17 protein-coding genes are annotated in these 21,140 nt (G+C 64.5%); 8 read left to right on the top strand and 9 right to left on the bottom strand.

What is annotated here, in order from left to right; translation table 11 throughout:
• Positions 1 to 30: 30 nt before the first annotated feature.
• The 3 genes from HJO_RS16930 (at position 31) to HJO_RS16920 (ending at position 5,680) form a co-directional block, all read left to right on the top strand.
• Positions 31 to 1,248, top strand: coding sequence for a TlpA family protein disulfide reductase (locus HJO_RS16930; protein ID WP_035619406.1), 1,218 nt, complete (start codon positions 31 to 33; stop codon positions 1,246 to 1,248).
• A gap of 148 nt (positions 1,249 to 1,396) precedes the next feature.
• Positions 1,397 to 3,202 (top strand): hypothetical protein, encoded by a 1,806-nt coding sequence (locus tag HJO_RS16925; RefSeq protein WP_035619404.1) that lies wholly within the window; start codon positions 1,397 to 1,399, stop codon positions 3,200 to 3,202.
• Positions 3,203 to 3,418: 216 nt separating this feature from the next.
• A complete protein-coding gene (locus HJO_RS16920) occupies positions 3,419 to 5,680 on the top strand; it encodes a TonB-dependent receptor (RefSeq protein WP_035619402.1) in 2,262 nt (753 codons plus the stop codon).
• Between the two features lie 48 nt (positions 5,681 to 5,728).
• Here the strand turns inward: HJO_RS16920 and HJO_RS16915 are convergent, their stop codons facing one another.
• From HJO_RS16915 to HJO_RS16900, 4 genes are all read right to left on the bottom strand, one after another.
• Positions 5,729 to 6,139 carry a hypothetical protein gene (locus HJO_RS16915; RefSeq protein WP_156945848.1) on the bottom strand — a complete coding sequence of 137 codons (411 nt, stop codon included), beginning with the start codon at positions 6,137 to 6,139 and terminating at the stop codon, positions 5,729 to 5,731.
• A gap of 78 nt (positions 6,140 to 6,217) precedes the next feature.
• Positions 6,218 to 6,586 (bottom strand): hypothetical protein, encoded by a 369-nt coding sequence (locus tag HJO_RS16910; RefSeq protein WP_035619398.1) that lies wholly within the window; start codon positions 6,584 to 6,586, stop codon positions 6,218 to 6,220.
• 26 nt (positions 6,587 to 6,612) lie between these two features.
• A complete protein-coding gene (locus HJO_RS18000) occupies positions 6,613 to 7,446 on the bottom strand; it encodes a universal stress protein (RefSeq protein WP_051618752.1) in 834 nt (277 codons plus the stop codon).
• An 84-nt stretch (positions 7,447 to 7,530) separates the two neighbouring features.
• Entirely contained in the window at positions 7,531 to 8,571 is a 1,041-nt protein-coding gene (locus HJO_RS16900) for a Glu/Leu/Phe/Val family dehydrogenase (RefSeq protein ID WP_035619396.1), read from the bottom strand.
• A 256-nt stretch (positions 8,572 to 8,827) separates the two neighbouring features.
• Between HJO_RS16900 and HJO_RS16895 the strand changes: the two genes are divergently transcribed.
• The 4 genes from HJO_RS16895 to HJO_RS16880 all read left to right on the top strand — a co-directional run bounded on the left by HJO_RS16895 (position 8,828) and on the right by HJO_RS16880 (position 14,095).
• A complete protein-coding gene (locus HJO_RS16895) occupies positions 8,828 to 10,282 on the top strand; it encodes a TrkH family potassium uptake protein (protein WP_035619394.1) in 1,455 nt (484 codons plus the stop codon).
• A gap of 94 nt (positions 10,283 to 10,376) precedes the next feature.
• The gene (locus HJO_RS16890; protein ID WP_084142200.1) at positions 10,377 to 12,290 is read left to right on the top strand and encodes a DUF3604 domain-containing protein; all 1,914 of its coding nucleotides are present in this window, start codon (positions 10,377 to 10,379) and stop codon (positions 12,288 to 12,290) included.
• A complete protein-coding gene (locus HJO_RS16885; RefSeq protein ID WP_035619392.1) occupies positions 12,291 to 13,127 on the top strand; it encodes a peptidyl-prolyl cis-trans isomerase in 837 nt (278 codons plus the stop codon).
• Entirely contained in the window at positions 13,124 to 14,095 is a 972-nt protein-coding gene (locus HJO_RS16880) for a HupE/UreJ family protein (RefSeq protein ID WP_035619390.1), read from the top strand. The genes HJO_RS16885 and HJO_RS16880 overlap by 4 nt, the downstream gene beginning before the upstream one ends.
• Before the next feature lie 3 nt (positions 14,096 to 14,098).
• On the opposite strand, the gene HJO_RS16875 is transcribed toward HJO_RS16880, so the two are convergent.
• Positions 14,099 to 15,808, bottom strand: coding sequence for an SUMF1/EgtB/PvdO family nonheme iron enzyme (locus HJO_RS16875; protein ID WP_035619388.1), 1,710 nt, complete (start codon positions 15,806 to 15,808; stop codon positions 14,099 to 14,101).
• A gap of 160 nt (positions 15,809 to 15,968) precedes the next feature.
• On the opposite strand from HJO_RS16875, the gene HJO_RS16870 reads away from it, so the two are divergent.
• Positions 15,969 to 17,126, top strand: coding sequence for a hypothetical protein (locus HJO_RS16870; RefSeq protein ID WP_035619385.1), 1,158 nt, complete (start codon positions 15,969 to 15,971; stop codon positions 17,124 to 17,126).
• Positions 17,127 to 17,128: 2 nt separating this feature from the next.
• Here HJO_RS16870 and HJO_RS16865 read toward each other — a convergent pair whose 3' ends face one another.
• The 4 genes from HJO_RS16865 to HJO_RS16850 form a co-directional block, all read right to left on the bottom strand.
• Positions 17,129 to 17,545 carry a DUF1489 family protein gene (locus tag HJO_RS16865; RefSeq protein ID WP_035619384.1) on the bottom strand — a complete coding sequence of 139 codons (417 nt, stop codon included), beginning with the start codon at positions 17,543 to 17,545 and terminating at the stop codon, positions 17,129 to 17,131.
• Positions 17,546 to 17,555: 10 nt separating this feature from the next.
• Complete coding sequence (locus tag HJO_RS16860; RefSeq protein ID WP_035619382.1) at positions 17,556 to 18,242, bottom strand: hypothetical protein; 687 nt, start codon at positions 18,240 to 18,242, stop codon at positions 17,556 to 17,558.
• A 171-nt stretch (positions 18,243 to 18,413) separates the two neighbouring features.
• Positions 18,414 to 19,697 carry an amidohydrolase family protein gene (locus tag HJO_RS16855; RefSeq protein WP_035619381.1) on the bottom strand — a complete coding sequence of 428 codons (1,284 nt, stop codon included), beginning with the start codon at positions 19,695 to 19,697 and terminating at the stop codon, positions 18,414 to 18,416.
• Positions 19,694 to 21,094, bottom strand: coding sequence for an amidohydrolase (locus HJO_RS16850; protein WP_035619379.1), 1,401 nt, complete (start codon positions 21,092 to 21,094; stop codon positions 19,694 to 19,696). Before HJO_RS16850 ends, HJO_RS16855 begins: the two co-directional genes overlap by 4 nt.
• Positions 21,095 to 21,140: the final 46 nt, after the last annotated feature.

The raw sequence follows: 21,140 nt of genomic DNA, 5'->3' as shown, positions 1-21,140 counted from the left end.
CAACGTCTCTTGCCGGGAAGGCACCCAATCATGTTTCGAGTTTTCACGTTCGGTGCTCTCGCACTGTTCCTTGCGGGCTGCTCAGCGGAGACATCCGCGCCGGCGGATGCGCCTGCCGCCGACGCCGCGACGGCCTTCTTCACCAGCAATCTGCCCGCACCACCGGACGCCGACATGTCCGATGGTGACGACGTACCACGCGATTCCTACGGCCGCCCGTTCACCTACGCATTGCTGGGGCAGAAACTGCCGCACTTCACGGCGACCATGGCCAATGGCCAGAATTTCGATTCGTCGGTCCTGAACCGCTGGATGGTCATCGACGTCTGGGGCATCTGGTGCGGCGACTGCATGCGCGACGCGCCCTATGTGGCCGCCCTCGCCGCCGCGATCGAGCAGGATCCGGACCTCTATTTCCTGTCGATCCACGTGCCCGCCAGCGCCGCACGTACCAGCGACGCCGAACTCTACGGCAAATACGGGTCCGTCGAGGCCTATTTCGCGGAAAAAGGCTACAGCTACCCGACCGTGATCGACTCCGACGCCAGCGTGCGTAATGCCCTGAAAATCAGCTGGACGCCGAGCTACCTGCTGATTTCGCCTGACGGCGTCGTGCGCGGTTTCCGCAGTGACCTCTCGGCGGCCGGCGGCGAGCCCGTGAAGGACTTCCTGAAGGACGTCGCCCGGGTGAAGGCTGACGTGCGCAAGGCCGAGTTCGGCGGGCCCGCGTTGCCCGCAACCATCGGTCCGAAAGGCACGATGGGCCTGACAGGCCCGACTCCGTTCACGCTGGACGCCATGAAGGCCGCCTTTCCCGGGCATGAAATCCTGACCGACCGGGCGCTTTCCGGCGAAGACGCCTATCCGGTCTTTCTCGTGCAGACGATTGCCGAGGGGAATGTGCCCTCGCGCCTGGTCTATGTCGTCGAGCCGGACTGGACACTTGGCAACGTCTCCGCCGTGGTCACGCGCAATCCGGACGTGCCGGGCCCCGATGGCGGGCGTGTCGGCAGCATGAAGCTGAAGGACCTCACAGAGGCCGACCGGGCGCTGTGCACACTGCAGGAGGGGCCGATCGACACGATCTTCCTGTGCCCGGACTCCCCTGACACGGCCCACTTCATTCGGGCTTTCGGCGCGGGTGCTGATTTCGACGGCAAACTGGCCGATGCCGACGCAGATTACCGCGAAGAAGCCGTCCTGCTGGAGATGAAATACGTCCCGGACACCCCGGCCAGCGAAAAATAGCGCGACGGCCGACAATCGCCGTCCTTTTGGCACCACGGCGCCTGATTAAACGACATTTCATGCGGATTGGGGGAACCAGAGTTTGAATGTTCGCCTGTCAGCCGCTATTGGGTAGAGTGCACCGCTAACTTCCGGGAAAGGCGAGCCTATGCTGCACCCATCGACGAAACGGTTGATCGACAAACTGAGCGAAATGACGCGCAAGCAGCGCGTCGCCTGGGTCGAGGGCGATGACGGCACCGTAATGCACGACACCGAAGGCTATCGGGTGGTGCTGACGCCGGAACCGCACGCCGTTCTCCTCACCGATGCGCTCGGCAAGGAAATCGAAACCTGCCCCGCCGAAGACTTCATCGACGAACAGGACAGTTCAGGCCGGCCCTACACTGCTTTCATTGCTGACCTTTACCGCGAAGCCCACCGCCATGCCCGCGGCGCCGAACGCGCGATCAGCACGCTGCTCAAGGGCCTCGAATCCGGTGACACGCCGGCACCTGTCCTGGACGCCGATCCTGCTGTCGACCCTGCGGACCTCGTCGAAGATCCGGGCGACGATACCGACGCCTTGCCGGAAGCCTATCCTGACATCACCCATCAGGCCGAAACTGCTGACATCGCTGCGGATATGGCCGACGAACCAGGCGCCGAAGACCCGGTGATCGACATGGACGATGTCGCCGAACCTGCTGAAGCGTCAGCCGACGAAGCGACCGAAGCCGAGCCGGAGGTCGATATCTTCGCAGGCATGGCAGATGCAGAGCCTGATGCCGCGCCGCAGGATGACCCGGGCGCCTCAGAAGATTTCCAAGTGGAATCAGCAAGTTACGAACCGGAGCCAGAAACCGCAGAGGACACGCCCCTGGAGGCCCCGGCCCCGATCGAGGATATCGCCTCCGAATTTGTCCTGCAGGACAATGGCGTTGAGCCTGAAGCCCCCGACAGCGCCGATCCGCTGGGGCTTTCGGCAGATCCGGACGTCACGGAGGACGCTGAGCCTGAGCCGATCACCGCATTCGACGCTGTGCCAGAGGCGGCTGACGACAGCACACACGCGGCCGAAGCAGACACTGCGCCGGAACCTGAAGCCCCCAGCGCGTTCGCGCCGGAGGCCGCGCCCGAAGCAGACCCAGAGCCCCTTATCCACATCGATGCCGCACCTGACACCGATGACGCATCCGACGAGTCCAGCTGGAACGATACGCCGTCGATGCCCGACACTGCGCCCGACCCGGAGCCGGTGCTGGAAACTTCGGCCGAGGCAGAGCCTCCCCTCGGCAGCGGCCTGACGTACAAACCGTTCTACGCCGACGCGGCCATCGCGTCGGACACGCCTGCCGAGGCCGATATCGTGCCGGACACCACGCCCGAACAGGAAACCGAGCCTGCAGAAATATTCAGCGGCGCGATTTTCGAGCCATCGGCCGCAGAGCAGGACAGTGCGCCTGAACCGGAGATTGACGCCACGGCCAGCCCGGCGGACGACGAGCCGGTCGTGCCGGATATCTTCTCCGGCGTCGCCGCTGCCGCCACAGCGGACCCTGAGCCCGAACCTGAAGCTGCTGCGCCCGAGGCCGAGCCCGAACCAGCTCCCGAGCCCGCGCCGGAACCGCGCCGGTTCAGCCTGTCCGGCATTTCGTCCGGATTTGGGCTCGGATCGGCTGGCCGGCCGCTGCCACAAGCCCATAGTGAGCCCGCAGCGACGCCAAGCCGGGAGAGTGCGCCGGCCCACAAGGTCATCGACGGCACAATCGACCTGCCCGACGAATTCACCCCGCAGCCGGCAGAGGCGGAGTCCGAGGCACCTGAAGAGGCGGAACCGGAAGATGTCCGCGCCCGTCCCGAAGAAGCTGCGTTCGAAGCGCCCGCTGTCGAAAGCGAGCCCGAATCAGTGACGGTCGACGCGGATGAACCGCGCCCGGTGTCCGTGCCCAAACGGTTCAATCCCTGGAACTGATCACCGACGGACCGGAAAGCCCGATTTTCCGGACATTCTGCCACCTCCGGCCCGGTCATTTGTGGCGGTGCAGCAACAACCGCAAAGGGATGTCCACTTCCAGCTTGTTTCCCTGTCCGGCGAGATTTCGCGCGTCCTGAAACTGTGACACATGCTGACGCATAAGATCCCGCACACAGACGGGCTGTCTTCCATGCAAATCAGGATGATTTCAACATGCCATACAGACCCGCGCTGCGTGCGCTCCTTCTTGCGTCCGGCCTGAGTGCCACTCCCCTTATTGCCCTGCCCGGCATGGCCCAGGAAGCCGAGACCGAAGCCCGCCTGCCCCAGGTGACCGTGACCGCCCAGCGCGTCGAGCAGAACCTGCAGGATGTCCCGATCTCGGTCACGACTGTTGCCGACGAAAAGCTCGACGTCCTCAAGGCCTCCGGCGCCGACGTTCGCTTCCTGTCGGCCCGCGTGCCCAGCGTCATCGCCGAAAGCTCGTTCGGGCGTGCCTTCCCGCGATTCTACATCCGCGGCATCGGCAATATCGACTTCGATCTCAATTCGTCACAGCCGGTCTCGCTCGTGTATGACGACGTGCCGTATGAAAGCCCGATCCTGAAGGGATTTCCGGTCTTTGACCTTGCCGGCATCGAAGTCCTGCGCGGCCCGCAAGGCACACTGTTCGGCCGCAACACGCCCGGCGGCATCATCAAGTTCGACTCGGCCCGGCCAGTACATGAACTCGAAGGCTACGCCCGTGCATCCTACGGCACATACAACACCCGTGACCTGGAAGGGGCGATCAACCTGCCGGTCTTCAAGGACCAGCTCGCCGTGCGCCTGTCCGGCCTCTACCAGGAGCGCGACGCCTATGTCGACAATGCCTTCACCAGCGAGAAAGACCGCTACGAGGGGTTCAAGGAAGTGGCTGGCCGCGCGCAGGTCCTGTTCACGCCGACCGGTACGGATTTCTCGGCCCTGCTCAACCTGCATGGCCGAACCAATGACGGTGACGCGCGCCTCTTCCGCGCCAACATCATCGATCCCGGTTCGAACGGTGTCGGCTCGAATTTCGACCGGGACACGGTCTATTTCGACGGGGACAATTTCCTGACCCAGGACGCCCACGGCGTCACGCTTCGCCTCGACCAGGCCCTCACGGACGCGATCAATGTCACCTACGTGTTCGGCAACGAGCAGGCGACCATCGCCAGCCGCGGCGACATCGATGGCGGCTTCGGTGCCACCTTCCTCGGGGCCGGCAATTACGGCCCCGGGCCGATCCCCTTCCCGTCTGAAAGCTCCGGCGCGGTCGACGCCCTGCACCAGACCACGAACGAGATCCGTGTTGCCTTTGACAATGGCGGCCCGGTGCGGGCCCAGGCCGGCGTCTTCGTGTTCGACGAGAAAGTCTCCATCACGTCGAAAAGCTTCGACACGCTGGCACCCGGCCGGCCCGTCAACGGCATCGCGACCCGCGAGAACCAGACCGACAGTACGGGCATCTTCGTATCGCTGGCCTATGACCTGACCGACCGTCTCACACTGTCCGGCGGGGCCCGCTGGACGGATGAATCGAAAGACTTCGCGGTCGAACGGACACTTGGCCCCTTCGGTGCGCCGCCGCTCGGCCCGATCACCGGCTCGGTCGGTGACGACCAGGTCAGCTGGGACGTTTCGGCCGCCTACCAGGCAACCGATGCCATCAACCTCTATGCCCGCATCGCCAAGGGCTTCCGCGGCCCCTCCACCCAGGGCCGCCTCGTCTTCGGCGACACGGTGTCCAGCGCAGGGACCGAAACGGTCCTGTCCTACGAAGCCGGTGTCAAATCGGAGCTCTTCGACCATCGCGTCCGTCTGAACACCAACGTCTTCTTCTACGATTTCAGCGACCAGCAGCTGACAATCGTCGGCGGCACCAACAACACGGTCGCGCTGTTCAATGCCGACAAGAGCGAAGGCTACGGTTTCGAAGCCGATATCGAAGCGACCCCGATCGAACACCTGCTGCTGACGGGTGGTCTGTCCTACAACAAGACAGAGTTCAAGGACGATGTCCTGCTCGCGCCCGGCTGCGGCGGCGGGTGCACCGTCACCGACCCGGCCGTCTATGCCGCCGATGGCACGACCCTGCTCGGCTATGACATCTCCGGCAATTCATTCCCGAACGCGCCGGAATGGATCGCCAATTTCACGGCGCGCTACGCCATTCCGTTCCGCAGCGGCGAGTTCTACGGCTACACCGACTGGGCCTACAAGGGCGACTCCAACTTCTTCCTGTATGAGAGCCTCGAATACGGCCAGGACGGCTATTGGGAAGGCGGCCTGAAAGTCGGCTACAAGGCAGATGCGGGCTATGACGTGTCGGTCTTCGGGCGCAACATCATGGATGAAGACGCCCTCACCGGCGCCATCGACTTCAACAACCTGACAGGCTTCGTCAATGAACCAGCGACATGGGGCATCCAGCTGCGCTGGGACTTCTAGGCACAGCAAGGCATGCCATTGAACGGGGCGGGAGCGCCACGGCCCGGTTCAATCGGCCTTCGGTGCGTACCGCGAACAGGTGCCGGGCTTGAACGAGTAATTGGCCACCAGGGCACCGGTATCGCTCTCGATGCGTACGGATTCGGCAATGCCGAATTCCGCCAGGCGGCTTTTCATGTAGGCCGTGCAGCCGCGGGCATAGGTCTCCGTCCGCTTCCGGGTCACCAGGCTCGTATCATTGAGATGAATGCGGACAATCGCGATCATGCCGCCATCGCGTGTCTCGACCGATTTTACCTGCGATCGCAGCACGGGTGCCAGCCCGGCCTGCGTGACCCAGGCCCGGCTCTGCCGCTCGGTGAATCCTGCCCGTTGCTCAACTGATGCCGCATTGAAGTCAAACCCGGCATCGCGCGTAAAATACAGCACGGTCCCGAATATGAGTGTCAGCGGGATCATCACTTTTTCCAACATGCGCTACTAGAGCGACGCAAATCGAGAAAGTTAGGTTAACGGCCCTGCACGTCGGCGGCCTCCTCACACCGGCGAGACGTCGGTCACCTTGTAGGTCAGGGGCGTTTCACCGTGGCTGGCAACCGTGACGTACTCGCCTTCCTTGAAGACATGTTCGCCAAGGCGGTATCCGGCCTCGTCGTCGCCTTCGTCATCCTCGTCATAGTGGAAGTACCAGTGGCTGCCATGATGCGTCAGCCAGCCATCGGCCACCTCGGATTCGTCCGGCGAGAACCGCACCACCCGGCATTGCTTGCGCACGTCGCGCCAGGCTTCGACATCCAGCAAGCCTTCAGCCGTCAGGGGCGCGATGATTGTATAGCCCTGGCCGGGGTCGCCGCCGGGCAGGCCGGGATTGCGGGCCAGCTGGATCGTTATGCGCTTCAACGCCATCGTATTCTCCTTGGTTTTCTTTGAGCCTAGTGCGACAGCGCCAGGGCAGGCGCAGTGTCGGCGGCCAGCAATGTCCGCGTGGTGCCGCCGAACAGGCGCTCCCCCAGCCGTGAATGGCCATAGGCGCCGGCCACGATCATTGATGCACCGCTTCCCTGCGCCAGCGCCAGCAGGCCCGCACCGACATCTTCCTCGATGGCAGCGTCGCTGGTGGTCACGTTGTAGCGTTTCAGCCAGCGGGCCAGCGTGTCGGGCTCGGCCACCGGCCGGGCCGTATCGCGCCCCAGGTCCTTGCGGTTTTGCGCAATGATCACATCCCCGATTGCCCGGATCAGCGGCAGGTGGAAGCGCACTGCCCGTGCGGCGCCATTGCTGCCATCCCACGCAATCACTGCAGGTCCGGGCGCCGGGTCTCCGCTGCCAGCCAGCACGAGCGGCAGGCGGGCATCCATCAGTACATGTTCAAACGCGATGTAGAGTGGCGCTGTGGCATTGGCAGACGATCGCGGGAACACGACGGCTTCCGCCAGCGTCGCGGCATTCGCCGCTGCGCGCTCCACAAGGTTCACTTCGTGCAGGAATGCGCTCTGCACCCCATGATCGTCGTTCCCGATCACTTCGGCGAACACCGCTTCGGCCGTCCGCTTCATCTCCGCCTGCATGTCGATGATGCTTTGCGATGCCTGCGCCGTCAGGCCGGCGCCTTCCGGCGTGCCGACAATCATGAAGGCACTGTCCGGGTCCGGCAGGGCGAACAGCCCGGTCACGCCGACATTCATTTTCCGGCCGATGGCCAGCGCCGTTCGCAGGGTTCCCCGATCCGCCGCCTCGGTTCCCTGAAGCATCGCAACAACTGACATCGTACATCCCTGTTCTGGTTGGTTCGGTTCCAATTCCAGCCACCTTACCACTTCAGCGGACGATAGCGAATTGACCAGAATCACCTAACGGGCGTCTGCGATCCTCTGGCGCGCAATCCGGTCGGCCACTTCATTGGTCGGCTTGTCCTGGGCGAGGGCCTCGTCGAGCACGGCGCCCAGCGTCTCCATCAGCCGGTCCAGCTTGGAATCCACCCAGTCGCGCGAGTAATTGCCGGAAATCTCGGCCGCCACATTGATGATGCCGCCACCATTGATCACGTAGTCGGGGGCGTACAGAATGCCCTTGCGGCGCAGCAGTTCGCCCATTTCCGGCATGACCAGCTGGTTGTTCGCGGCGCCGGCAATCGCCTTCACCTTGAGCCGTTCCAGAGTCTGTTCGTTGACCACCGCGCCGAGCGCGTTGGGTGAAAAGATGTCCGCTTCGACATCGTAGATGTCATCCGGCGCGACGATGCGGGCGCCCGTGCGCGCGGCCACGGCCTTCAGGGCGGCCTGGTCGATGTCGGTGATCACCAGTGTGGCGCCCGCCTTGGCGAGGAAGTCGCACGTATGCGCGCCGACCGACCCGACGCCCTGCACGGCGATTGTCCGTGTGGTGAGGTCATCCGTGCCGAATGCCCGGCGCGCCGTTTCAAGGATGCCGCGGAACACGCCGGTCGCCGTGATTGGCGACGGGTCACCGCTCGCCGCCGCGCCATGGTCCAGCCCGGCGACGAACTCCGTCTCCTGCCGGACGATCTCCATGTCGGCGACGTCGATCCCGACATCTTCAGCCGTGTAATAGGTGCCGTTCAGGCTCGCCACGGCGCGTCCGAACGCACGGAACAGGTCCGGCGACTTGTCGGCCTTCGAGTCGCCCCAGATCACGGCCTTTCCCCCGCCAAGCGGCAGGTCGGCCATCGCATTCTTGTAGCTCATGCCCTGGCTGAGGCGCAGCGCGTCCTTCAGCATGGCCTCGCCGGTCGCGTACTTCATCATGCGGCACCCACCCGCGGCCGGGCCTAGCGCGGTCGAATGCACCGCGATAATCGCCCTGAGGCCGCTAGGCGCATCATGGAACATATGGACACCCTCGTGGGCATCGTAGGATGGGTGGTCGAACATGGAAAACGCCGTTGGTTACCAATGAAACAATATCCAGCGTTTAGGTTCCTGTCCCTGCCCGGTCAATGCGTTTGGACGGTTTGAGGCCCCGCATGGCCCGATGCTTGCCTTGCTGCACCGGCAAAGGCGCGATACGCCGACGGGCCAGCCCGTTCGCCGGCTGCCAACCTCAGTCCGGGCCAAGCTGGAAACATATTGTTAACTTTCAGAAAATTGACTCCTTCGCAGGATTTGCGGCGTAAGTTCCCCGCTTAAAATGCAGCTGCGTCCTATCCTCCTCGCGATCGGCATCATGACCGTCCTGCTCGGCGCGGCGATGATCCCGTGCGCGTTGATGGACGTTGCCGACAAGCGGCCGGAAGCCCACGTCTTTGCCGTATCCTCCTTCGGGTCGATCTTCATTGGCATCTGCCTCTGGGTCATGGCGCGCGGCGGCGACCAGCGTACCGGCCAGCGGGAAGCCTTCCTGCTGACCGTGCTGGTCTGGGTTTTCCTGCCCGCCATCGCCTCGATCCCGTTCCTGGCCTCCGGCATGAGCCTGACGGATTCCTTCTTCGAATGCATCTCCGGCCTCACCACGACCGGTGCCACCGTCCTGACCGGTCTCGACGACATGCCGCGCGGCCTGCTGCTATGGCGGGCCATCCTGCAATGGTTCGGCGGCATCGGTATCATCGTCACCGCGATCGCCATCCTGCCCCAGCTTCGCGTCGGCGGGATGCAGCTGTTCGAACTGGAAAGCTCCGACATGTCGGGCAAGTTCCTGCCGCGCGTCGCCGATATCGCCGCCTATCTCGGTTTCACCTATCTCCTGATCTCCATGCTGTGCGCATTCCTCTATTCGCTCGCCGGCATGAACTGGTTCGATGCGATCACCCACTCGATGACCACGATGTCGGCCGGTGGCTATTCCACCCATGACCTCTCCTTCGGCTATTTCAACGATACCAACGCGCCCTATGTCGCGACCGTGTTCATGTTCATTGCCGGCCTGCCGCAAAGCCTGCTCGCCATGCTGCTGCTGCAGGGCCGCATCATGCCGATGCTCCGCGATCCGCAGCCACGGCTCTATCTGGCCATCGCGGTCACGCTCTCCCTCATCATCGTGGCCTACCATGAAGCGGTGGTGGATCCGCGCATCTTCGAAACCGCCGCGCATGCCTTCAAGGACGCCCTGTTCAACATCATCTCCGTGATGACCGGCACCGGCTATGCCTCGGCGCCGTACGACACTTGGGGCGAGCCGGTGATGGCGATCTTCCTGGCAGCCACCTTTGTCGGCGGGTGTGCAGGGTCAGCGGCATGCGGCCTGAAAATGTTCCGTCTCGAGATCACGGCCAAGGCAATCGTTGCCTATTCCCAACGCATGACCATGCCCCACCGCCGCGCGCCCGTGCGGTACGCCGGCAAGACGGTCGACGAGGAGACCCTCCAGTCGGTGATGGTGTTTGTCTTCCTCTACCTGACCACGTTCCTTCTCGCCGCCGCCCTGCTGTCGCTCTGCGGGCTCGACGCGATGACCGCCATTTCCGGTGCGGCGACCAGCGTCTCGAATGTCGGTCCCGGCCTCGGTCCGATCATCGGACCGTCCGGCACGTTCCAGACCCTTCCGGACGCAGCCAAATGGATTTGCGCCATCGCCATGCTGCTCGGCCGACTGGAATTTGTCGCCGTGTTCGTGGTCCTGACCCGGCGGTTCTGGCGGGGCTGACACCCTGACTTTGCGTAAAGCTGGACATCGCCAGCGATCCCGGAGAAACTGGAGCCTGCAGGCGCGGCAACAGCGCCCGGGAGGAATAACTGACATGTTGAAACATCTGATGCTTGCGAGCGCCACTCTCGCACTTGTCGCCTGCAATGGCGCCAAGACCGAAAAACCGGCTGACACCGAGACGGCCGCGCCAGCAGCGCCTGCTGCCCCGGAGGGCGCGACGCCCGGCTACAATGCCGACCGCAATGCCTATTTCGGCGACACGCACATCCACACACGCAACAGTTTCGACGCCTATATCTTCAACGTCCGCCGCACCGCCGATGATGCCTACCGCTTTGCCAAGGGCGAGACGATCAAGCACCCCTCCGGATTCGACATGACCGTCGCCGGCGGCCCGCTCGATTTCTACACGGTCACCGACCATGCCGAGTATCTCGGCATCCTGCCCGCGATGAACACCAAGGGCACCAAACTGTCCGAACTGCCGCGCGCCGCCGACATGTTCTCGCGGGATCCGGACAAGATCCTCGCAGCCTTCCAGGGTGTTGGCGCCTCGGTGCGTTCGGGCGAAAAGCTCGAGGAGCTGTATGACATCCCGGTGATCAATTCTGCGTGGCAGGAAAATGTCGCAGCTGCCGAAAAGTACAACGAGCCCGGCGTCTTCACGACGTTCTCGGCCTACGAATTCACCTCCGTGACCTCACCGGACGACAGTGGCGGGTTCGGCGGCGGCAACCTGCACCGCAACGTCTTCTTCCGCAACGAGGCACCCGAGCGCGCCTTCTCGACACTCGATTCCACCAATCCGGAAGACCTGTGGGACTGGATGGACGAGCAGCGCGCCGAGGGCCGCGAATCCATCGCCATTCCGCACAATTCGAATGTCTCCGACGGCCAGATGTTCCGCCTCGAAACCTATAATGGCGACCCGCTCGATGCCGCCTATGCCGAACAGCGCATGCGCAACGAACCGCTGGTCGAGGTCACCCAGGTCAAGGGCACGTCCGAAACCCATCCGGACCTCTCGCCCAATGACGAATGGGCCAATTTCGAAATCTATGACGAACTGCTGGCCAGCTATGTCGTCTCCAAGACCAACGGTTCCTATGTCCGGGAAGCCTACCAGAACGGCCTGAAACTCCAGGAAGACCAGGGTTTCGATCCCTTCCACTTCGGGCTTGTCGGCGGCTCCGACAGCCACGTCGCTGGCGGTGCCTATTCGGAAAAGGAGTTCTGGTCGAAAGTTGGCATCGTCGATGGCCTGCCCTTCCAGCGCGGCTCTGTGCCGATGCCTGGCATCACCGACTGGGCCGACCAGCCGGAGAACCAGATAACGAACAACGCGAAACACTGGTTCTCGCGCTGGGCTGCGTCCGGCCTGACCGGTGTCTGGGCTGAAGAGAACACGCGCGACGCCATCTTCGATGCCTTCCGCCGCAAGGAAACCTTCGCCACAACCGGGCCCCGCATGAAGGTCCGCTTCTTCGGCAGCTTCGGCTATACCGCCGACATGCTGGATGCGCCGGACCTCGCCCGGAAAGCCTATGCTGAAGGTGTCCCCATGGGTGCTGACCTTGTCGGCACCGGCGAAGCCCCGCGCTTCATCGCCTGGGCCATCCAGGATGCAAACTCTGCCCCGCTCCAGCGTGTGCAGGTGGTCAAGGTCACCAGCTCGGGCGAAACGGTCTATGACGTTGCCTGTTCCGGTGGCGCAACACCGGATGCCGCCACGCATCGCTGCCCCGACAATGGGGCCAGTGTCGACATCACGACCTGCGACACCCGCCCCGGCACCGGCGCGGGCGAGCTGAAGACACTGTGGACCGATCCCGACTTCACCGTCGGCCAGCGTGCCACCTATTATGTCCGTGTGCTCGAGAACCCGACCTGCCGCTGGTCGACCTGGGAAGCGAACCGCAACGGTACGCCACCAAACCCTGCCCTGCCCACCACGACCCAGGAACGCGCCTATACGTCGCCGATCTGGTACATCCCGCCCGCCTAGATGAAGTCCCTGCTGCGAGAGCCGCTCGTCCACTTCGCCGTCGCCGCGCTCCTGGTCTTTGCTGTCCATGGCGTGTGGACAACCTATGTCGCGCGCCAGGACGGTACGATCACCATCTCACGGGCCGATCTCCAGCGCATGGCGGCGCTCTACGCCTCTGAATCCGGCGCGCTGCCCTCGCAGGCCGACATGGCAGCGATGGTCTCCGACCGGATCCGCGACGAGGCCCTGTCGCGTGAGGCCCGCCGGCTCGGCCTCGACCGGGACGACACCATCGTCGAACGCCGGCTGGCCCAGAAGATGACCTTCATGATCTCCGACCTCGCCGAGACGCCCGAGCCGGACGAGGCCACGCTGCGCGCCTGGTACGACGCCCATGTCGACACCTATACCCGGCCGCCGGAAGTGACCTTCGAGCATGTCTTCCTCAGCCCGGAGCGCCACGGCGACACTTTGGACCGTGACGCCGCCACCCTGCTTGCCACGCTCAACGCGCCCGCCGCGCCCGACTGGCAAACGCTCGGCGACCCGTTCATCCTGCAGCGTGCCTATGGCGATCTCCCGATACGCGAAGTTGTTCGCCTGTTCGGGGCAGACTTCGCAGGCACACTCGCCGGACTGGCGGAAATGGATGAATGGCAAGGCCCCGTGCAGTCCGCGTTCGGCCTTCACCTCGTGCATGTCATCGCCAGCACGCCATCGCATGTCGAACCCTTCGAGACGGTCCGCGCCAAGGTCGAGGCCGACTGGCGGGAAGACGCCCTGCGCGCCGCCAACGAAGCGGCCGTCGACGACATCGTGCAGCGCTACAAGGTGCATATCGAAGGCGCCGAATGATCCGCGCCCTGCTGCTCCTGCTGGCAATATTCGCCATCGCCGACCCGGCCAGCGCCCATGAGGTGCGCCCCGCCTATCTCGAGATCACCGAGACCGACCCGGGCACGTTTGCCGTCACCTGGAAACAACCCCTGCTCGACGGGCGAAGGCTGAAGCTCGACCCGGTTTTCCCCGAAGGCTGCGAACCGGCGCGCGAGCGCTCCGAAATCGCCGGCGGCACGCTGGTCCGGCGCTGGGACGTGACCTGCGACCTCTCCACCGGCACCCTCTCGATTGCCGGGCTCGATCGCACGCTCACCGATGCCTTCGTACGCCTCAACCGCCTGCAGGGCGACGACCTGTCCGCCGTCCTGCGTCCCGGCAGCCTCGCGCTGGACCTGTCCACACCCACCGGCGCGCCAGTTCTCGCCTACTTCCGTATCGGCGTGGAGCACATCCTGTTCGGGTACGACCACCTTCTCTTCGTGCTCGGCCTCATCCTTCTGGTCCGCCCGCGCCAGCTGCTGTCCACCGTCACGGCCTTCACGCTTGCCCATTCCATCACCCTCGCCGCCGCCGCACTGGGAGGCATGCGCCTTCCCGGCCCGCCGGTCGAAATCACGATCGCGCTCAGCATCGCCCTGCTCGGCGCCGAAGCGATCTACCGGACACGCGGACGCGACACGCTGAGCCAGCGCAAGCCCTGGCTGATCGCCTTTGGTTTCGGCCTTGTCCATGGTTTCGGGTTTGCCGGCGCCCTGGCCGAGATCGGCCTGCCCAAGGGCGCCGAAGTGACAGCGCTGCTGCTGTTCAATCTCGGGGTCGAAGCCGGCCAGGTGGCGTTCGTCGCCGTCGTTCTGGCGCTCGTCTTCCTCGCGACGCGGCTTGTCCGCCTGCCGCATGGCCCGGCCCGCGTGCTGGCCGCCTATGCCATCGGCATCACCGGATTCTACTGGGTCATCGAACGCATTGCCGGGATATTCACCTGACCGTCAGGGCTCGTCCCTGACCACCCGGAATCCGATCTTCCGGTCACGTGTTCCGCGTGAGACACGCGCCCGGTTTGCCGCGCGATGGGTGGCCGCATTGTCCGACCAGGCACCGCCCCGCACGACCCGTCGGTCGCAATCGCCGTTCAGCACGGCCGACCCGTCGAGCGGCGCGGCTGTGTAATTGTTCACATAGCAGTCCTGCACCCATTCGCGCACATTGCCGAGCGTGCCGGTCAGGCCGAATGCATTTGCCGCCAGCGAGCTGACGGGCTTCGGCGCGCCGGAGGCAACCATGCTGCGGTCGAAAGCGGCCCCCCACCAATACGGCGTGGCCGCCCCGGCCCGCGCGGCATACTCCCATTCCGCCTCGGTCGGCAGGCGGTATGTCCTGCCGGTCTTGCCGCTCAGCCATGTCGTGTAGGCGGTCGCATCCCGCCACGAAATCGACTGGGCCGGCATGTCGTCGCGCGTTCCGGCATCACCCGGCCGGTAGCCGCCACAGCCGCCATCTGCGGTACAGGCGTCCCACTCGGCAAAGGTGATCTCGTTCACGCTGATGGCATAGGGTTTCAGCGTGACCTCGCGCTGCGGCCCCTCATTGCCGACCCGCTGGGATTCGGACTCCGGCGAGCCCATCATGAAGCTGCCTTCCGGCACAATCGCCATCACCGGGCAAAGCTCGCAATCGGCCGCCGGCCCTGCCGGGACAACCGGTTCAGGCTCCGGCTCTGCTTCTGCCTCCGGCTCAGGCGCTTCAGGCACATCGAGCGCTGATGGACTGGCAGGCGCGACGCCCGCCGTGTCAGCCTCGACAACCATGGCGGGTACGTCCGGTTCGGCGGCAGGCGTGGCGTCCGGTTCCGGTGGCAATTCCGTCTCGGCCAGTTCAACCGTGTCGGCGGCGGGCATCAGCTTGCTGACGCCCCATCCGGCCCCCAGCAGCAGGACCAGCCCTCCGGCCACCATCGGTACCAGACCGACAGGCCGTTTGGCGGGTGCCGGCGCGGCGGCACGGGCCGGCGAAGGGCTGGGGCCGGGCGGCGGTGGGGGCGGCGGCGCAGCGAGCTTCTGCTCCAGCGCGGCAAGCCGGTTGCGTGCAAGGTCTGCATAATGCCCCTCCGGGTACCGCTTCAGATAGGCCCGGTAGTCTGCCGGATCGGTCGCCGACTGGATCGATGTCCAGAACGTCGTCTCGATCGTGGCGTCATTGAAAGCCGGCTTCTGCGGCGCGGCTGCGGGCGCGGCAGGCGCCGCCGCGGCGGGCACCTGCACGGGTGGAACGGGTGCCGGCTCGGCCTTGGCTGCCTTCTGCGCGATCTTGCGGTCGACGGCCTGGCGCAGGTCGGTGACGAACCCGGCCCAGCGCGGTTCGGCGCGGTCGCCGTCCCAGCCGATCAGGTCGGCGGTCTGGGTCAATTCAAACAGGATCGGCCGGTCGGCATTCTCGATCATCGCGGGAATGACCGCCGAATAGCGCTCGCCCAGCGTCGCCTCGGCCCGCACCCATTTCGATTTCACCGAAACAGTCGACCACAGCACCACCACCACATCGGCATTGCGCAGCATGCCTTCGGTGACTTCATCATAGGTCTGGCCGGCCTGCAGGACCTTGTCCCACCAGACCGTCAGGCCTTCTTCCTCAAGCGCTGCGGCGACCTGCTGGGCCTTCGGCCGGTCTGCCCTGCTGTAGGAAAGAAAAACGTTCGCCATCGGTGCCCCCCTCGCAATGCTCGTCCCACTGGTCCCAAACACGCTGAGCCAGTACGATTGCACAGTTTTTTTCTTTTCCAAAACTGATTGAAACCCCAATGTTGCCAACGTGGCGGCGCTATGCACAAAGGGGCGGGGCGCGCGACGAGGGGTGGGGCGAATGTTCAGGTTCAATGACGAATTGCTGCTCAAGGCCGAGGATCTCGCCCTTGCGCAGAAGAAGTACCCGCGGGTCTTCTTCGCCCTCGATCACCCGGAACTGCGCGCCGAGTTCCAGCGCATCGACCATCTTGCCAACAGCGCCAAGAATCGCAGCCGGTCGATCGGCTGCCTCACGCTGACCTTTGCGGTCGCCTCCCTGCTGACATTCCCGCTCGAGCCCCTGATCCGGGCGGCCACCAGCTCGCACGGCCATCCAGACGCCGTCTTCACGGCAATCGCCATTGTCGGTGCCGTGTGCGGCGTGCTCGCCATCATCTTCGGAAATCTCGGGCTCGCCTTTGGCCAGAGCAAGCGGCGCTGGCTGCAGATGCGCCTGATGACCGAGCGCATGCGCCAGTGGAAGGCCCAATACATCGTCGCGCATATCGCCGACATCGTCGCCGCTGCCGGATCGCCGGAGCGTGAAGCCGCCTATGTCGAGGCCCGAAGTCTCGCCTTCGAACGGTTCCAGCGATCCTTCCTCAACCAGATCAGCAGCGAGTACACCAAATATACCCGCCGCGAGGCCGTCGGGCACATGGGCCACACCGCAATCGGCAAGTCGCAGCAGAATGCGTTCTGGATTGATGCGTCATGGGCGAAGGCCGCCGCGCGCAAACTGACGCCGGACCCCGAAGGCGTGCTCGCCGAGATCCTCTCGGCCAGCGAGGAAACCCGCCTCCTGGGGCAGGTCCAGTACACGAACTACATCCTGTCGGCCGAAGGCAAGTTCTGGTCCCTCCCGCGCAAGCAGATCGCCGTGCTCGGCAACATCATGTTCGCGCTGGTACTGCTAGCCTTCCTGTCGAACTTCGTGGCCCTCCTGATCGCCATCTGGCCGGTCCCCTCGATCAATCAGTCGGTTGTCGGTTCGATTGGCATCATGTTCGCCATTCTCGCGGTCGGCACCCGGTCCGTCGAGGAAGGCCTGCACCCCCAGCGCGAGCTGGCCCGGATGGAGCTGTATGCCGCGCAGGTCGATGCGGCACGCCACCAGTTCATCGCCAGCAATTCGCCGGCCCGCAAGGTGGACGCCCTGAAGGCGCTCGAGAAAGCCTCGAATGACGAAATGATCGAATTCCTCGACGCGAACGAGCACGCCCGCTTCGTGCTCTGAGCCTACCAGACGCCCGCCTGTTTCAACGCGGCGTCGAGGTCAGGCGGAATATCGCGCGCCGCCTCGCCGGTCTTCAGGTCCCGCGGTGCATCGGTCGGTTTCAGGTAGCGCCAGCCCTGGAAAGGCCGCTTGGCCTGCGCATAGGTCCGCACGAGATCGGTGTCGAATACCAGCTCGCACATGGCACGGCCTTCCTCGTCCGTGATGGCGCGGATGTCGATAATGCGCTGGCGCACCCGTATCGCCCGCTTGATCACCCAATAGATCGAGCCGCCGTCGAGCATTTCCTCGGCCCGTTTCGGCATCATGCGGGTATGGTGGACCGGTTCGGGGATACGCTGCAGCTGCCGCGCCTGCCAGTCGGCAAGGTCGTCGATCGTTTCGGCACCCACGCACAGCTTGACCATGTGAATCGTCATGCACGGGAGTCTAACGCCCTGCGCCGTCCAATCCAGTCATCAATTGCGGTTTGGCGCTGCGCCCGGATTCAAAATCCTCCTGCGCCTCGGCGCTGGCGAAAAAGAACTCCGCTTTCACGACATTGGCCGAATAGCGCCGCTCGATCTTCCGGAAGGCCGCCCGTGCCTCGAGTTCGATCGAGAAGCCCGACACATAGCTCATGCCCCAACGCGGTTCGGTCTTCAGGAAATAGCTCTGGTTATACTTGGTCAGCTTGCCGCCTTCCGGCCCCGCCACGGGGTGCGGCAGCGTGTAATCGATGCGCAGGAACCGTTCGCCGACCGGGTCCAGCCAGGCAGTCGCCTGCAGCCGCTGCGCCGCCCAGACGTCGAATTCGCCATCGTTCTGCGAGGGTGTGTGCCGGAACGACATCTGCCAGGCATGGCCCTGGTCGTTGACCTCGACACTGCGCCCGAGACTGGCGCGCAGGTCGTCCGGGAACAGGCGGCCATCGGGCGCCGACTCGGCCGCCCAATTGGCCGCGACCTCTTCCAGTTCGTCATCCTCGCCCTGCCAGTCGATCACCTGCCAGCGCTCGTCGCCTGTCTTGCGCGGGTCGAATGAATACACCCGCCGCGCCCGCACGCTCTGCAATTCCACGGTAAAGGCGGCCCGTAGCGTGTTCGGTGCCTCTGTCGCCGACAGGGCCGAATCCATCGGTCCTGACCCCGTGAGAAGTGTGAAAGTGAGCAGGAAAGCCAGCAACATCAACGATACCATCCGAAATCAGGCCTATGACCGAAAAGCGGCAGCGATGCGGCAATCCGGGCAAAAAGACCGGTCAGGCGGCCAGTCTAGGCCTCCCGGGATTTATGGGAGTTGAACAGATCAGGGTTTGACATAGGCCAGCGGCCGGTTGTGCTCGTCCAGTTTCAGGTAGCGGTCGCGCAATTCCGTCTGCCGTGTTTCCTTCGACTGGATGACACCGTCGATCAGCACGTCGTCGGGGCTGGTGGTGATCTCCAGCGGATCACCGTCCCACACGACCACATCGGCCCGCGCGCCCGGTCCGATCACGCCGAGCCCCTGCATGCCGAATATCCCGGCCGGCACGGTCGTCAGCGCCCTCATCGCATCCTCGTGCGACATGCCATTGGCGACGGCATTGCCCGCCACCTGGATGGCGAGGCGCGCCTGGTGGCTATTGTCGCCAAGGTTCACGATAGCGACCTTCACGCCGGCATCGACCAGCCGGGCGGCATTTTCCGAAGTCGCCGCCAGCTGCTCAAAGCTCGCCGGCAGGTTCGAGAAGGCATCGACGATCACCGGGATTCCGGCCGCGGCGAGCTGCGGCGCCACGCGCCAGCCCTCGTCGGCGCCGACAATGGCGATCCGCAGGGCCGGGTTCTGCCGGGCAAATTCCATGATCGCCAGCAGGTCGGTGGCCTTCTGCGCCTCGATCAGGATCAGTTCGTCTCCGGTCGCTGCCGCGCGCAATGCCCCGGCATCGACGCGGTTCAGCGCCGTGCCGTCATTGCTGGCGATATAGCGCGCGGGGTAGGAGGCCGCATCATCCAGCGCCGCGCGCAACTGCGCCCAGGCCGCCGAGCGGGATCCGCCGGCCAGCGATGCGCCGCGCTCGCCCAGCGACACCAGCAGGAACGCCCCCCGGATGATGTCGCTATCGACTGCGCCGCTCGTGTCGGTGATGAAGCCCTGGCCCGCAAACAGGTTCGAGCTTGCTTCCGGCGCCACGACAATGCGCGTGATGCCTTCGATCCGGGTCACGTCGATCGCGGTTGCGTCCGGGTTGAACCCGTCAGCCGCATCGAGGGCGACGGAATAATCGGAACTCGACGCCGACGTGTCGTCCGTTGATTCTTCTGCATCAACCTCGACCATGCCGGTCCGTGAAAAGGCGGAAATGAAGCCTGGCGTGACCCATTTTCCCTTGGCGTCGACCACGAGTGCGCCAGCCGGCACGGTCGCCGCGCTCGCCGGCCCGACCGAGACGACCTGGCCGTCCGCAATGATCACGGTGCCGTTTTCAAGCGTCCCCTGGCTTGTGCCTGTCCACACTTTCCCGCCGACAATGGCCAGCGACTGCGCCGACGCGGACAGGGCGAGGCCGACGGTTGCGGCGATCAGGGCGGTCAATCGAAGCGCGCTCATTTCAAGTCTCCTTCGCCGGGCTGGCCAAGCTCGAAATCGCTGACCGGGCGGTGGGCCGCGTCAAACCGATCATACATCAGCGCGCCGTCGATGAAGACCTGATCGGCTTTCGTATAGACGCTGAACGGGTTGCCGGACCAGACGACCACATCGGCCATCTTGCCGGGCGCAAGGCTGCCCGTCTTGCCGTCGATACCCAGCGATTTGGCCGGGTTCAGCGACAGCCATTGCCACGCCTCTTCCTCGGGAATGTCGATGCCGACCTTCTTGCCGTCGGCCCACGCCTTGGCCGCTTCCTGGTTCAGGCGCTGGATGCCGATATCGCTGTCGGAATGCACGATGGCGCAGGCGCCGGCCTTGTGCACCATCGGGATGTTTTCCTTGATGCCGTCATAGGCTTCCATCTTGAAGCCCCACCAGTCGGCCCACATCGACGTACAGGCGCCGTATTCGGCCAGCTTGTCGGCAATCTTGTAGGCTTCGACGGCATGGTGGAAGGCCGTGACCTTGTAGCCGAACTCCTTCGACACATCCATGATCTGCGCCATCTCGTCGGCGCGGTAGCAGTGCATGTGCACCAGGATGTCGCCATCGAGCACACCTTTCAGCGTGTCGAGTTCCAGGTCGCGGGTCGGCGGCTCGCCGCCGCTCTTCTCGTACTTGTCCCATTTGCGCTTGTAGTCGGCTGCCTTGATCCAGGCCGCGCGATAGCCGGCGATATTGCCCATGCGCGAATAGGGTGCACCACCGGGGTAACGCCCGCTGCCATAGCCATAGACCCGTTTGGGGTTCTCGCCGCAGGCCATTTTCAGCGAATAGGGCGCACCGGGAAACTTCATGCCCTGCACGGTCCGGCTCGGCACGTTCTTCAGGGTCACGCCGCGCCCGCCGATCAGGTTCGCGCTGCCTGGCAGCACCTGCAGCGATGTGATGCCGCCTGCCAGCGCCCGCGTGAATCCCGGGTCCTGTGGCCAGATGCCGTGTTCGGACCAGACATTGGCCGTCACCGGCGCCGAAATCTCGTTGCCGTCGGACAGGGCGCTGACGCTGGGCGAGGGATAGACGCCAAGATGGCTGTGATTGTCGATGATGCCGGGGGTCACCCAGCGGCCCGCCGCGTCGATCTGAATGGCGTCCGGCGGCAGCTTGATGTCCCTGCCGATGGCGACGATCTTGCCGTCGCGCATGGTCAGCGTGCCGTCTTCGATCAGTGTGCCCGCGCCGTCCATGATCGTCGCATTGATGATCGCCACCGGCTCGTTCGGATAGGCGGAATAGGTCGACGGGAACGGGTCTGTCGGAATCGAGACCTTGTCATTGCTGTCGCTCTTGTCATCGCCGCAGGCCGTGACCGCCAGCGCCATGCAAAGGCATCCCAATAGGGTGAGTGGTTTCATGTGATTTTGCCCCGGCTGGCCCGTGAATTCTAACGGTCCATTTGTG

The sequence above is a fragment of the Hyphomonas johnsonii MHS-2 genome, assembly GCF_000685275.1.
Classification (GTDB): domain Bacteria; phylum Pseudomonadota; class Alphaproteobacteria; order Caulobacterales; family Hyphomonadaceae; genus Hyphomonas; species Hyphomonas johnsonii.
This window is presented reverse-complemented; position numbering and strand designations above follow the sequence as displayed.

Coding starts and splice junctions, on each gene's coding strand:
- HJO_RS16885 (WP_035619392.1), top strand. CDS start 12,291: ATGAAGTCCCTGCTGCGAGAGCCGCTCGTCCACTTCGCCGTCGCCGCG.
- HJO_RS16930 (WP_035619406.1), top strand. CDS start 31: ATGTTTCGAGTTTTCACGTTCGGTGCTCTCGCACTGTTCCTTGCGGGC.
- HJO_RS16880 (WP_035619390.1), top strand. CDS start 13,124: ATGATCCGCGCCCTGCTGCTCCTGCTGGCAATATTCGCCATCGCCGAC.
- HJO_RS16850 (WP_035619379.1), bottom strand. CDS start 21,094: ATGAAACCACTCACCCTATTGGGATGCCTTTGCATGGCGCTGGCGGTC.
- HJO_RS16855 (WP_035619381.1), bottom strand. CDS start 19,697: ATGAGCGCGCTTCGATTGACCGCCCTGATCGCCGCAACCGTCGGCCTC.
- HJO_RS16890 (WP_084142200.1), top strand. CDS start 10,377: ATGTTGAAACATCTGATGCTTGCGAGCGCCACTCTCGCACTTGTCGCC.
- HJO_RS16895 (WP_035619394.1), top strand. CDS start 8,828: ATGCAGCTGCGTCCTATCCTCCTCGCGATCGGCATCATGACCGTCCTG.
- HJO_RS16915 (WP_156945848.1), bottom strand. CDS start 6,139: ATGATCCCGCTGACACTCATATTCGGGACCGTGCTGTATTTTACGCGC.
- HJO_RS16900 (WP_035619396.1), bottom strand. CDS start 8,571: ATGTTCGACCACCCATCCTACGATGCCCACGAGGGTGTCCATATGTTC.
- HJO_RS16870 (WP_035619385.1), top strand. CDS start 15,969: ATGTTCAGGTTCAATGACGAATTGCTGCTCAAGGCCGAGGATCTCGCC.
- HJO_RS16910 (WP_035619398.1), bottom strand. CDS start 6,586: ATGGCGTTGAAGCGCATAACGATCCAGCTGGCCCGCAATCCCGGCCTG.
- HJO_RS18000 (WP_051618752.1), bottom strand. CDS start 7,446: ATGTCAGTTGTTGCGATGCTTCAGGGAACCGAGGCGGCGGATCGGGGA.
- HJO_RS16875 (WP_035619388.1), bottom strand. CDS start 15,808: ATGGCGAACGTTTTTCTTTCCTACAGCAGGGCAGACCGGCCGAAGGCC.
- HJO_RS16920 (WP_035619402.1), top strand. CDS start 3,419: ATGCCATACAGACCCGCGCTGCGTGCGCTCCTTCTTGCGTCCGGCCTG.
- HJO_RS16860 (WP_035619382.1), bottom strand. CDS start 18,242: ATGGATTCGGCCCTGTCGGCGACAGAGGCACCGAACACGCTACGGGCC.
- HJO_RS16925 (WP_035619404.1), top strand. CDS start 1,397: ATGCTGCACCCATCGACGAAACGGTTGATCGACAAACTGAGCGAAATG.
- HJO_RS16865 (WP_035619384.1), bottom strand. CDS start 17,545: ATGACGATTCACATGGTCAAGCTGTGCGTGGGTGCCGAAACGATCGAC.